Source organism: Chitinophaga sp. YR627, assembly GCF_900114995.1.
Lineage (GTDB): Bacteria > Bacteroidota > Bacteroidia > Chitinophagales > Chitinophagaceae > Chitinophaga.
Genome location: NZ_FOUX01000001.1, coordinates 574,230 through 587,770, shown reverse-complemented (window position 1 = coordinate 587,770; position 13,541 = coordinate 574,230). Strand labels below are relative to the sequence as shown.

At 46.1% G+C, this 13,541-nt stretch carries 11 protein-coding genes; 4 read left to right on the top strand and 7 right to left on the bottom strand.

What is annotated here, in order from left to right; genetic code table 11:
- Nucleotides 1-11: 11 nt before the first annotated feature.
- Nucleotides 12-3,179, bottom strand: a complete 3,168-nt coding sequence (locus tag BMZ72_RS01970) for a SusC/RagA family TonB-linked outer membrane protein (protein WP_089804722.1) — start codon at nucleotides 3,177-3,179, stop codon at nucleotides 12-14.
- A gap of 365 nt (nucleotides 3,180-3,544) precedes the next feature.
- Here BMZ72_RS01970 and BMZ72_RS01965 point away from each other — a divergent pair, with 365 nt between their 5' ends.
- On the top strand, nucleotides 3,545-4,309 hold the full coding sequence (locus BMZ72_RS01965) for a hypothetical protein (RefSeq protein WP_089804720.1): 765 nt from the start codon (nucleotides 3,545-3,547) through the stop codon (nucleotides 4,307-4,309).
- Nucleotides 4,310-4,572: 263 nt separating this feature from the next.
- Here BMZ72_RS01965 and BMZ72_RS01960 read toward each other — a convergent pair whose 3' ends face one another.
- Both BMZ72_RS01960 and BMZ72_RS01955 read right to left on the bottom strand, forming a co-directional pair.
- Complete coding sequence (locus BMZ72_RS01960) at nucleotides 4,573-4,998, bottom strand: hypothetical protein (protein ID WP_089804718.1); 426 nt, start codon at nucleotides 4,996-4,998, stop codon at nucleotides 4,573-4,575.
- 91 nt (nucleotides 4,999-5,089) lie between these two features.
- Entirely contained in the window at nucleotides 5,090-5,518 is a 429-nt protein-coding gene (locus tag BMZ72_RS01955) for a hypothetical protein (protein ID WP_089804716.1), read from the bottom strand.
- A gap of 334 nt (nucleotides 5,519-5,852) precedes the next feature.
- On the opposite strand from BMZ72_RS01955, the gene BMZ72_RS01950 reads away from it, so the two are divergent.
- Entirely contained in the window at nucleotides 5,853-10,109 is a 4,257-nt protein-coding gene (locus BMZ72_RS01950) for a sugar-binding protein (protein ID WP_089804715.1), read from the top strand.
- Between the two features lie 165 nt (nucleotides 10,110-10,274).
- Here the strand turns inward: BMZ72_RS01950 and BMZ72_RS01945 are convergent, their stop codons facing one another.
- Together BMZ72_RS01945 and BMZ72_RS01940 are read right to left on the bottom strand one after the other, a co-directional pair.
- Complete coding sequence (locus tag BMZ72_RS01945; RefSeq protein WP_089804713.1) at nucleotides 10,275-10,667, bottom strand: hypothetical protein; 393 nt, start codon at nucleotides 10,665-10,667, stop codon at nucleotides 10,275-10,277.
- A gap of 11 nt (nucleotides 10,668-10,678) precedes the next feature.
- Complete coding sequence (locus BMZ72_RS01940) at nucleotides 10,679-11,032, bottom strand: hypothetical protein (protein ID WP_089804712.1); 354 nt, start codon at nucleotides 11,030-11,032, stop codon at nucleotides 10,679-10,681.
- A 202-nt stretch (nucleotides 11,033-11,234) separates the two neighbouring features.
- Here BMZ72_RS01940 and BMZ72_RS01935 point away from each other — a divergent pair, with 202 nt between their 5' ends.
- Complete coding sequence (locus BMZ72_RS01935) at nucleotides 11,235-12,131, top strand: LysR family transcriptional regulator (RefSeq protein WP_089804710.1); 897 nt, start codon at nucleotides 11,235-11,237, stop codon at nucleotides 12,129-12,131.
- A gap of 78 nt (nucleotides 12,132-12,209) precedes the next feature.
- Nucleotides 12,210-12,479 (top strand): hypothetical protein, encoded by a 270-nt coding sequence (locus BMZ72_RS01930; RefSeq protein ID WP_089804708.1) that lies wholly within the window; start codon nucleotides 12,210-12,212, stop codon nucleotides 12,477-12,479.
- A 4-nt stretch (nucleotides 12,480-12,483) separates the two neighbouring features.
- Here BMZ72_RS01930 and BMZ72_RS01925 read toward each other — a convergent pair whose 3' ends face one another.
- Both BMZ72_RS01925 and BMZ72_RS01920 read right to left on the bottom strand, forming a co-directional pair.
- The gene (locus BMZ72_RS01925; protein ID WP_089804706.1) at nucleotides 12,484-12,954 is read right to left on the bottom strand and encodes a hypothetical protein; all 471 of its coding nucleotides are present in this window, start codon (nucleotides 12,952-12,954) and stop codon (nucleotides 12,484-12,486) included.
- Nucleotides 12,955-12,956: 2 nt separating this feature from the next.
- Nucleotides 12,957-13,337, bottom strand: coding sequence for an SRPBCC domain-containing protein (locus BMZ72_RS01920; RefSeq protein ID WP_089804704.1), 381 nt, complete (start codon nucleotides 13,335-13,337; stop codon nucleotides 12,957-12,959).
- Nucleotides 13,338-13,541: the final 204 nt, after the last annotated feature.

The following is a 13,541-nucleotide window of genomic DNA, read 5'->3' as shown; positions in this document are numbered from 1 at the left end:
GTTAAGATGCATTAAAAGGATACGTTAAAACCGAAGTTGTACAATCGTTGCTGCGGATATACCAGACCATTGGAAGAGCCGATCTCAGGATCTATCTCATACTCTTTCACATTGTCGATAGAGAACAGATTGGTTCCGTTGGCATACACACGCAGTCCGGAAATACCGATCCTCTTCACAAACTCGCGCGAGAAGTTGTAAGCCAGTTCGAGGTTTTTCAGACTGATATACCTTACGTTGGTGATCCAGAAATCGTTTACAGCGTAGTTCACATGAGTGGTGTTATCCTTTCTGATAGCAGGATATTTACCACTCACCCATTTGCTGTCTGCATTATAAGGGTCTTCCCTGTGCCAACGGTCGGTCAGCATATAGGCTGGAGACGAACCATTGTTCTGGAAAGGATAACGCAGTTCCCAGTCACGCAGGAAAGACTGCATCGCTGCACCTGCAAAATCAAAACGCAGGGAGATCCCTTTCCAGGATACACTACTGTTGATACCAAAGCTGACATAAGGCTGCGCCCCCTGTGCATACCCGATAGGACGCTGGTCCTGTCCGTTGATGATCTTGTCGCCATTCACGTCTTCATACATAAAATCACCCGGCAGTTCGGTACGGTTACCCTGTCCGTCATTATCAATGCCATAGTTTTTGATCTGTTCTTCTGACTCAAAACGGCCGGTTACATGATAGCCCCAGGTGATATTTGACCAGCGGTCTTCAATAGAGTTACGGTACTTATCCCATGCATTACCAAAACGTGGTTTGTAAGTACTGACACTTCTCAGTCGCGCATAGGTAGCATTAACGCCGATGGAATAGCGCACATCACCGGAGGTGCCGTTGTAAGTAACCATACCTTCGATACCACGTGTCGCATCCTTATTAAGATTCGCATTCGGCAGCGAATAACCCACTTCACTTGGCAGCAACACGTCATAACGGGCCGCAGGTAGTCCCGAACGACGACGTTCGAACACATCCAGCTGACCACTGACCTTATTGTTCAGCAACGTAAAGTCAAGACCAATGTTGAAGTTCTTATTCTTCACCCAGGAGAGTTCTGTTACCGGCAAACCACGTGGCCGCAGACCGATCACATAACTACCATTCATGACAGCACCGCCCTGGTTGAAATTATAACCGGCGAGATAGTCAAATGCATTCGGCGCATTACCATTTGAAAAGCCGATCTCACTACCTGTTTCGCCGTAGGAAGCCCTCAGCTTCAGGTCATTCAGTATATTACCAAACTTGCCTTTCAACCAGGGTTCTTCAGAGAGCCTCCAACCCAGCGACACACCCGGGAAGAAGCCCCAGCGTTTGCCTGAGGCGTAGAGGTAAGAACCATCATAACGGCCGAGTACTTCCAGCAGATATTTGGATTTGTAGTCATAGTTAATCCTGCCGATATAGCCTGCTCTGGCTTCCAGGTTCCACTCATCAGAAAGATAGTCCTGTTCCACCAGGTACTGCACAGGTACGTAATTGTTGGTAGGAATCGTATGTACCACATAATATGAGTTTTCATAGTCTGACAACTCATACGCCGCAATAGCAGAGATATTGTGGTTATTGAATTTACGCGCATAGCTCATCTGGAACTGCGCATAGCGGGAGATGACATTTCGCTTATGTCTTTCACGCCATGGGTTCTGGTTACCAAAGCCCGGTTCCGTAAAATAGTTATCTGTGTTCGCATCGTATTTATAGGCGTTCCAGGTATATTCAAATCCGTCAAACTCCTCGTTGAGATAGTTGTAGGAGTATACACCTTTTAAACTCAGACCGAAATCAAAATCGTACTGTGCATTTAAGTTGACGTTCATCCCTCTCCACCATTCATCCAGATAACCGGTCACGTCATCTCTGTAGGTAACAGGGTTAACGTTTACGTTGTGCGTCTGATGGATATAATTCGGATTATCATTCGCGTAAGGGCTCTCTGTAGGCCACATACTGAAGATACTCAGGAAGGGGTTGAAATAATCATCCAGCCCAGGTACACCGACGTTGTGACGTTTTTCAAGACGACCGCTGATCTGTGTGCCGACCTTTAATCCTTTCGCCAGACTGGCCTCCAGGTTAGCCTGGAGATTGGTACGTTCATAGGTAAAGTCTTTGACGAGCGCATCCTGACTCAGTCTGCTGACAGACATATAATAACTGGTACGCTGTGATCCACCGGAAGCATTCGCGCTAATGTAGTTTTGAGGTACATTAGGGCGGAGTACTTCCTTGTAGTAGTCATAACTCTTATAACCTTTTTCTGTACCCGTTTCCCACTTCGCGAGCTCACCGGGCGTATACAGCAGCGAAGGATCACGGCCGAGGTTCTGTTCTGACTCTACGAGTGCGCGTACATATTGTCCGGCATTCGCCGGATAAGGATAACGCGTAAAGTTTTGGAAACCGTAATAACCTGACAGGTTAATACGGGGCTGTTCGTTCTTCGTTCCCTTCTTGGTGGTTACGAGTACCACACCGTTACTGGCGCGTAAACCATAAATGGAAGCAGAAGCGTCTTTCAGGATGGTGATGTTTTCAATATCCTCAAGACCGAGTGTATTGAAAATATCCTGTCCTGAACCGGTGGTTAATCCAAAGGCGGATGCAGCCGTGTTACCGGTGTAAGGCACCCCATCGATAACGAAGAGCGGCGTACCCAGGTTACGGATTTGAAGATTGGTACCGTTACCCGGGCGGGCATCAGTAGCGCGGGCTGTTATACCCGGCATTTTTCCCACGAGGGCAGCTGAGGTAGTAGTAGCAGGCGTTCGTACGAGATCGTCCGATTTAAGGGTACTAACGGCGCCTGTAACGGAGGCCTTTCGTTGCGTACCATAACCTACTACAACAATGTCTGTCAGATTACTGGCCTGTGAAGAAACAGTGATCTGTAATTTTGTTTCTTTTCCCAGGACAAGCTCCTTTGTCTGGAAACCTACAATGCTGACGGAAATAAGCGCGCCGGGCATGGCTTGAATGGAAAACGAACCATCATTCTTCGTGACCACTCCTTTGTTACTGTTCCTCACTGATACGGTGGCGCCCGGAATGGGAATGCCTGTGGAATCTGTTACTGTTCCTGAGTAAGTAACGTTGTTTGTCTGCTGCGAAAAGCCCTGGAGGAAGGCAAATAGCAACAGCACTACGAGTACGTAGAGCGTTTTCATAACGTTGGGTTTAGTTGTGTGTTTTTTCGAGGTTTGTTAATTGCACTACAGTTCCTGGCCGGTCAGTACCTCCGGCGTTTTTCATGCTAACGGTGAAATTCAAGGTTGAATATAATATAAATGTCAAAAATACAGTTATTTATTTTCAGACTTTTTTATAGGATAGAAAAGAGCCATGACAGCAGTGATTATTTTCGATATTCGCTAATATGTATTCGGGTAATGTTTGTTATTATCAAATAGGTCTGTAAGCAGGTTGAAGAACGTTCACAGCTGATACGACGACGATTGCAGGACGGTCAAAACAGCACATCAGCACTCATGAATTCTTTACCGTATATTTATGTATAACCAGATATATCTTTATGGCAAGACAAACCTCGCTGATCACCTTCACCGGCAAAATCGGTAACATGATCGGTTATCAACGAAAAGACAAGCACTTTCTGCGCAGTGCGCCTGAAACGGTCAGACAAACGGAGAATACCCGGCATGCAGCGCAGCGCTTCGGCATCGCGAGTAGAAAAGGCGCCCTCATCCGCCATGCGCTGTATGAGCAAATGGACATACTTCCGGACGGGACACACGTCAATCGTCTTAACAGGGCATTTATCAGGAATGGAAGGAACTATGAGGCAGCGCTCAGGGGCTTTCGTTTCAATCAGCATGCAGGCATTGACCGCTTCTTTGCAACAGTACCTGCATGTTCACCGGAAGGCCTGGTGCATATTCCTGCACAGATACTGCCTGCAATCAAAGATTGCATCGCCTTTGAATTGAAGGTGATCACTGCTAATGTCAGTTTCGCTACACAGCGCATCATACATAGCAGTACAACTGGGATGATGCTAACGCCCGGTGAATATTTTGCGGGCACGACGTTACAGGTAGACCAGAGTAGTACAGGTGTATTGGTGATAACAGTCCAGGTGAGAGCGTTCCGGCATGGTGTACCTTCCTGTGATAGAAAATATGTAGCTGCCGATATCATAGCGGTTATCACGCCTGAAAGAGGAAGCACTTTCCATAAAGCCGCTCATGTACAGCAGCATTTTTCATATAAATTGTCTGAGTTTATTGCTGCTGATGTCTGTCTGCATCAGTCTCCCGTATTTATTAAAAGAGAATAGACGACTTTCCGCCCGAAAGATATAAAATGGTTACTATGATAGATTGTCACTTTACTTTTTGAATCCCCGATTTCCCGGATAACTGCGGAGCCTCCCCGCAATAGAGAAAGTATTGCCTCTTCCCATACCATATAGCTAAACTATTCATCATTGCACACTTAAGAACTGCGAGGCATCATCTCGCCATCAAGTCCACGTATACGTCGGGTATATAGCGGCGATGCGTCCTGTTTATCTGCTATCAACAGGGTAAATAATAAATATCAGGCCGCTGACGAGGTCTTCATCACATAGAAAGCGGTGATCAGGTTTTTGAATGCTTCTTCTGTATATCCCTCTTTCACATGTACCTGGCGTACACATTTCTTTCCTTCAAATACATTCAGCATGGCATCCGTTGCCTTCCCTGTTGATCCTGAATAAATGAGTTCCATCCAGATGTCCTGCACATTATAGCTGACAACTGTTCTGAAAATTAAATTCACCCCAGTAAGTACCAGCGTACCCTTATCCAGTACAATAGTGAATGTCCGCTTATATCCTCCCGCCAGCATAATCACCATGGTAAACAAAGTCAAAATCGCATACATACTACCCGTACGGGTAACGATAGACGTTATCAATACCAGTGCCGAAAGGCCAATCTTCCCCCAATGCCACAGTGCTGTATATTCTCTACCAAGTTTCACGTAATATCTAATATTTAATCCTTAATTAACCAATCGCTGTCCTCGTCCATCTCCCCTGCACTCCAATTCCTAATTCCTCATTATACAATTCCTAATTACTGATCGTCTGTCCTGCGATCTTAAATTTCTCCAGTTTAACGATCAGCCTTCTGAAGTCTGCTTCTTCAAATCCCCGGTTCGCATACACCTGGTGTATACATCTGGTTCCGTTGAAGATATGCAGGATCGCTTCCTCCGGATTTTCTTCCACACCAGGATAAACCACCTCCAGTCTGATGTGCTGGATATTCTTGCTGGTCGTTCGCTTAATAAAGAACTTGAACCACGTAATAGTGATCCTTTCTTTATCCAGCCGGATGGTAAAGATAAATGGTCTGACGCCGATCAGCCACACCGTTAATGCGATATAAGTAAACAACACCCAGGGACTATATTCCAAAAATGTCATCGCTGCAAGAAACAGGCCCCACACTCCTAACAAGACATATCCGATCTGGGAGAAACGAGCTTTAATTTCCATGGTATAGGTATTTCATAGGTAGCGCTAAATTAAACAAAATATCCGGCCAAAAAATGACATGAAAAACCGGGGAAACATCCCGCTCATGAGGGCAGAGACCCTCCAAAACGCCTATATCAATTAAGGTGCTTATATATCTACAGCATACTGATAATGAGAAAATTAAAGAAAAATAGCTCCTGATATGCCCCCGTATTTTCTATATTTTCTCCGTACTACTTGCCCATTTCAGCCGACTTCTTTTCCTTTGAGATTACCACGGATGAAAACTTTACCACGTTGTTGAAAATGAGAGGCCCCTGGAAAACACTCCTGTCTCTAAATACCTACCATAATGAGAAAACCCGTTTCTTTTCCCTCGAAAGCGGAGCATTCCGCGTCCATTACGCAGGCTGGTCCTGCCTGGCTCAGGTACCTGAAGAAAATTCCCTTCTGGTACCAGACTATATGCTGTTTACTGCTACTGATGCAAAGTAGCGCACTGCTGGCGCAAAGCGACGGTTTACCCCGTGGCGCGTACCAGCTGCCTTACACCCGTTATGAAGCAGAAAATGCAGCCTTGGATGGAGGTGCAGCCCTTGAGCAATCACCTCAGTTCATTCAGACACAAATCGCCTCCGAAGCATCTGACCAGAAGTATGTCAGTCTTGCGACAAATGGCGCTGGTGTTGAATGGACCCTTACGCAGCCCGCACAAGGGGTCAACCTGCGTTTTACCATGCCCGATGACAATACAGGCGCAGGCCGTACCGGTACCCTGGGGCTGTATGTCAACGGCGTTAAAGTACGTACGATCAACCTCTCATCCTACTGGGCCTACCAGTATTTCCCTGCTGCCGATCCTGTGCAGACACCGGGAGGAAAGACCTTCATGCGCTTTGACGAAGTCCATTTCCGGCTCGATGCGCCGATGAATGTAGGCGACAAACTCAGTATCCGCAAAGACAATAACGACGGCATTACTTATGGCGTCGACTTTGTGGAAGTGGAAGCTGTTCCTGCCGCATTACCGCTACCGGCCAATTTCCTGTCTGTTACGGACTATGGCGCTACCGCCAATGACCAGACAGACGATTTTGCCGCATTCAATGCCTGTATCGCCGCAGCGGCCTCACAGGGTAAACATGTTTATATCCCGGCAGGTCGTTTCCTGTTGAGCGATAAACTGGCCCTGAATGTGACCAACATGAAAATCCAGGGCGCAGGCATCTGGTACACAGACGTTAATTTCTCCACCGACAAACAATTTTATGGCGGCTTTATGGGCCGTGCCAGCAACGTAGAGATCTCTAATTTTACACTTAGTACTATCAACAATGACCGTCTGAAATATGACGAATCCAATCCCAGACTCCCTGGTGAAATGTACAAGACCTATAAGGGTTTCATGGGTACCTACGGCTCCGGTTCCCGTATCCATGACATATGGGTGGAGCATTTTGAATGTGGTTTCTGGATAGCTGGTTACGATCCTCCTTATCCGATCGATATCACCAATAACCTCGTGATATCCAGATGTCGTATCCGGAACAACTATGCAGATGGCGTAAACTTCTGTCAGGGTACTTCCAATTCCGTAGTGGAACAATCCAGCGTAAGGAATAACGGTGATGATGGTCTGGCGGTATGGCCTGCCAATGCAGCGGGTAATAACGCTACCTGCCGCAACAACATCTTCCGGTACAATACCATCGAAAACAACTGGCGTGCAGGCAGCATCGCTTTATTCGGCGGTACCGGACATGAGATCCATCACAACCTGATCAAAGACGGTGTAGGTGGCTCCGCCATACGTTTTACCAACGACTTCCCCGGCTTTACGTTTGAGTATCCTGGTGATCTCATCAAAGTATATGAAAACACCATGATCGGTTGTGGCACGAGCTATGACCTGTGGGACCAGAAAAGAGGTGCGATCGAATTCTATGCAGGCGGCACCGGTATTTTCAATATGCAATTCGACAACAATACCATTCTGCGCTCACAACGCGACGGTATCCAGATTTACGGCAATAACCTGCATCACCTCGTATTCAATAATACTACCATCGATGGTACCGGACTCGATCCTGTTGTAAGAGACGTTCCTTCTGATGTCTATGGCGGTTTCGGACTCTATGTACAGGCAGGTTCACAGACAGCGACATTCAACAACCTGACCGTCACCAATGCGGAATCAGGCGCTTATCTTAACCGGAATAACAGCTTCCAGCTGATCATCCAGAACATCAACATTCCTGTATCAGGCGTGAATATCAAACCAGCGAATGATACCACCCTTACAGAGGGACAAGTATTACAGCTATCTGCTGATATTATCCCTTCCGATGCGACCAACAAAAACGTTACCTGGAGCAGTTCCAATCCATCTGTGGCGACAGTAGACGCCACCGGTAAAGTGACCACTGTAGGCATCGGCACGGCCAATATTACCGTAACGACCGCCAGTGGTAATTTCACGGCTACCCGTAAGGTGACGATACTGCCCGGCGTGAATATCACAGCAACTTTACCGAATGCAGCAGAAGGCGGCGCTGCCGGCAGATTCACTGTCAGCACCTCTTCCCTGTCACAGAGTATCAATGTAAAATATGCAGTATCTGGTACAGCCAGCGCCAGTGATTACAATGCCAATCCTTCTTTGAGCGGCACGATCACACTGACGCCGGCACAACCATCCGCAGTGATCAACGTTACAGCGGTAGACGACGCCGTGTTTGAAGGTCCGGAAACATTACGCCTGACCTTAAAACCGGATGCTTCATATAAGTTGGGTGGCGACACCATTGCGACCATTAATATTGCTGATAATGATAATCCTCCCTGCGTATCGCCAGTCATTGCGCAGGTATCCGGCACGGCCCCTGTCATTGACAATACGATCGATGCAGCGTGGTCGATTGCGCCGGTAAGAAATATCAGTAATGTGGTGCTGGGTGGTTTACCATCCGATTATGCCGGTAAATGGCGCGCTATGTATGATAATACCAACCTTTATCTGTTGGTAGAGGTCAATGATGCGACCCGGATTTCCGACTCCGGCGCCAGCTGGTGGGAGGATGATGTAGTAGAGATATTCCTGGATGGTGATAATAGCAAAGGAAGTGCCTACGACGGTGCGAACGACTTCCAGCTGGGCTTCCGTTGGAATGACAATGTGGTACATACCGGTTCTAATTCTGTAACCAGAACAACAGGTATCAACTTCAGACAATATACAACTGCCACCGGTTATAACCTGGAAGTGGCCATTCCATGGACAACCATCGGAACGACACCAGCTATAGGCAAACCTATCGGACTGGATGTACAAATCGATGACGATGATAACAATGGAACACGCGACGCGCAGATCGCTTCATTTGCTACGAATACAACCGCATTCTCTAATCCTGCTGTATTTGGTACGGTATACCTGACCACCTGTAGCGGACCGCAGAATCAGCCGCCTGTGGTAAACGCGGGCGCTGACGTTACGCTGGCAGCCAACACAACAACAGTCACGCTACAAGGCGCCGGCTCTGATCCTGAAGGCAACGTCGTAACCTATAGCTGGACAAAGGTAAGCGGTCCTGCCGCCACTATCAGCAACGCGGCGATCGCCAATCCTGTGATCACCGGTCTGACAAACGGCAGTACGTATGTGTTCCAGTTGACCGTCAGTGATGGTACACTCTCTTCCAGTGATCAGGTACAGGTAACAGTAGGTACTGTTGTCGATCCAAATCAACCTGGTACGATACAGGCACGTCCTGCTACCGGTACGATCACGGTAAATGGTAATCTGAATGAAAGCAGCTGGAATCTGTCACAATCGATCAGTAAAGTAACGACCGGTTCACCTAATAACACAGCAACCTTCGGCGTACTGTGGGATGCAAACAATTTGTATATCGGTGTAAGAGTACTGGACGGCTCCCTATATTCAGATTCCCCTGATCCATGGGATAATGATGCCGTTGAAATCTTCATCGATGCAAACAACAATAAGTTAAGCACTTTTGACGGACGTGATAACCAGTTCATCAAAGCATACAACAGCAGTTCCCTATTCAGTAAAACAGCTGTAACAGGCGTACAACATGCCTATGCTGCGATCACTGGTGGTTACACAGTGGAGATCAGTATTCCATGGTCACAGCTGAACATCACTCCTGCAGCAGGCGTATCCTTCGGTTTTGATGCTGCGTATGACGATGATGATAATGGTGGCGCACGTGATGGTCAGGCGGTATGGTTTGGCACTTTGTTCAACTATGAAAACACTTCAGGATATGGTACGGTGATACTGGCCAATAGTTCACCGGCAGCGGTGGCGGCAGCAGTTACCAAAGAAGTCGTTACCAAGCTGAAAGAACCATCCATACAGATCTTACCTAACCCTGCTACGGATGGTCAGGCCAAAGTGATCATCTCCAACTACAGCGGTCAGGGACAGCTGTTCGTGTATGATCTGAACGGCAGACAGGTATATGCAGCGAAGGCACAACCGGAAGTGAGACTGAATCTTCCGCAGTTGCCGAAAGGCATATATGTTGTGAAGTTCACCTACGGTGAAAAGGTCATTACTAAAAAACTGTTGATACGGTAAAACGACGCTTACTAAAAAAACGAACGCCTGTTCCGGAAACGGAGCAGGCGTTTTACTGTATGTATGGAAACGCTAAAGATGCCAGGGCATAAACCGTAGCATCTGAAGCCGAGGATTAGACAAACAGGGAAGGCCGGTGGTATAGGGATAATGACAGACCGCGGATCATCCTTCTATTTTAGGAGTTGCACTCAGTGGTGTATAACGGGCTTTTGCTTTTCTTCTGCCTCTGAAGAACAGATAGAGGTTCAGGAACAGCATGAGACCAAGATTAACACAGAAGCCGCCTATTTTTGTACTAAGCGCTTCTACCATGTCCCGGTTGTCCAGCAGCCCATGCGTGATCTCCATTACCCAGAAAGCAAAGCCCAGATTGATCAGATAAAATCCTGTTTCAAAAAGTTTGTTGGTTGCCAGGGCAATATCCGTCTTGCCGTTAAAGATATCCTGCATAAATACTTTACTGTTTTTGAATAAAGTATGTGCTACATACCATGTCAGAAAAATAACGATCGGCAGATAGATCAGGTAAGCGGTGAAATTGAGCGTTCTTTCCATACAACAGTGTTTTAAGGGTGAAGAATTGTTTTATTTCTTTTACTGATAAAGTAAATAACAAGCATGTTGATATAATGCATGACAGCCAGTGTCATCACTATCTTTCCGGTCATCACGGTGATCGACAGAAACAGTTCCATCCAATTGTGAATAGTACTCCAGGTACTGATCATGAGTGCCGCATATCCCAGATTGACCAGGTAATATCCGATCAGTAAGATGCGGTTAATAGCGTCTGTGAGAGTCACATCGTCCTTCAGCAGACCAAGTATAAAAATCCTACCGTTACGAAAGAAAACAAGACCAACACGCACAGTTATCAGGTAGGTGATCAGGAGATAAATGATGTAGGCGATTGTGTTCATACCGGGTTCATTTCAGGTGACTGGCAGAAGGTTGCTTTTGTGATACAAACCTAGCTATTAATATTCGAACTTTCAAAATATTCTGAAAGTTTAACTCCATTGAAATCGTAAATAATTGATATTCTTTCGAATAATTTTTAGATAACCGAACGCTTTTGGAACAGACTGGTATTTTAAATACCTTGGCTATAAACAAAAGCCTATGTTATCGACCCGACATCTGGTATTTATGGAAGTGGCCCGGGAGAAGAGCTTTTCGAAGGCAAGCGAAGTATTATTCATCTCACAGCCTGCTGTAAGCAGTCATATTAAAAGCTTGGAGGAACAGTATCAAACCAAGCTGTTTGAGCGAAAAGGCCTGCATATTGAACTAACGGAGGCCGGCCAGCTATTATACAAGCGGCTGCTGACGGTAAAGATGATCCAGCAGGAAACAGAGTTCGACATCTCCGTCATGAAAGATAAATTACAGGCCACCGGCAGACTGAACCTCGGCGCCAGCACAACAGCGGCCCTGTACATTCTTCCACGCGTAATGTCGGCCTTTAACCAGGAATATCCCAGGGTAGAAATATCCCTGCTGAACAGGAACAGCGAAATCGTCCTGGACGCCCTTCTAAACAACGAAATAAATATCGGTGTGACCGAAGAAAAAGGCAAGCTCAGTAATGTGACCTATCAGCCTTTTCTAAAGGATCAGATCGTAGCTGTCTGCAGTCACAACAATCCCCTGGTCAGGAAGAAAGAATACCCCCTCAAAGAGATATTAAACATGCCCCTGGCCATCCGCGAACGCGGCAGCGGTACCCTGGAAGCGATCAAACAGGGATTAAAGAAAAGTAAGATTGGCTTAGACGACCTGAAGATTAATGTCCGGCTTGGTGGAACGGAAGCCCTAAAGAACTTCCTGGTAGAATCCGGTTGCGTAGGATTTTTATCTACCCGTTCGATTGTCAAGGAGTTACAACTGGGAGAACTGGCAGTTTTACAGTTTGAAGGTCTGCGTATCGAACGTAGTTTTTACTTTATCCAGCGAAAGGGTGAAACCAGCGAACTGAATAAACGCTTTATCAAATTAGCAAAATCTATCTATAACTAAATCTTATGGATCATAAGATTTCCATATGGCTTTCATTATAACGTAAGGGCTACATTTGTTCCATAAACAAGTGCTTTTATGAACATCCTTTTTTACTACGAAGAATTGTATAATACGACGTCTGAAAGATTAAAAACGTTAGCCGGTCTCTCTATACAACATAAGAATAACCTGCTGAGACAAATGAAGGAACATACGCCAACTTTCCTGACTACAAGTTCCGACATCGAAACACTCGCGAAGAAAGCAGTAGCCTCTCTAGGAGCTATGTTGTGCCCTGAAGCGTCTGCGGAATATGCCGGCGTAAGTAAATTACTGGAAATGGATATGTCTGAAAAGGCAGAATAGGACTTTAGAGCCGCTCTAATTGCCTTTTATAATCATACTGGAGATCTTCATGCTGCAGGGAAATAGATTTCTCGATCTTTTTCACCTGTTGCACGTATAGTTTTGTGAGCGCAACGCTCTCTCCTACTTTGAATTCCCCCTTCTTTACTTTCATACAGTAATACAGGAGTAACTCTACCTCGGCCTGTTTAGAGCCGGTATACTTGATATGCTTGTTTGTAGCGCGGAGGATCTTACGGAGGTGCTTCTTGACGAAATAGACATGCTGTTTCGGGGCTTCTGCAAAGGCTTCATCCATCTCCTGCTTGACAGACGCTATATAACCCTGCAGATCGTGGGATTCAAACAACAGGTAGTTCAGCAGTTCCTTATTCTCTTTCTTAAATTTAGCCAGACGCAGACATAGTTCCACCAGCTGTGCCGGTGGAACCTCCTGCAATTCTTTCTTTAATTCGCTGACACTGGCGGCTTTCATCTCTATTCGGTATAAAAGTCGATCAGTGCGCCGAAATACGTCTCATTCCATCCACCTACGATGTCTTCGTAAGCTTCGTCTGGTATATTGGTATGTCTGAGTTCAACGTCAGTTCCCTTTTTATTCGGGTGCAGGATGATCGTCACAATAGACGCGTCTTCCTGTTCGCCGAAATACCACTCCTGCACGATTTTCTTATCCTCTTCAAATTCCAGGTTCATCCCTACAATGCTATCGCCCCAGAGGGAGAACTCCGTACCAGCCTCAGTAGACATTTCAGCAGGTTCACCCGTCCAAAGCTGGATGGTGTTAGGATTGGTGAGCGCTTTATAAAGGTCTTCCGGAGGCGCCGGGACGATGAAGTGTTTTTTGTAGTCTTTCATGGGCGCGAAGGTAGGGAAATATTATAGACAATCAATTTGATTTTGAATAGCTAAATATGCTTTGAAAAGGCATATTTAGCTGTTCAAAATCTTACTATCTACAAAAAGCATTTAAAATATCAATCGCTGTGATGAAACGTTCCCCATGCGCTAATTAGAATATTGTAATGTACAACCCACTTTACTTTCATAGTAACTTAATAA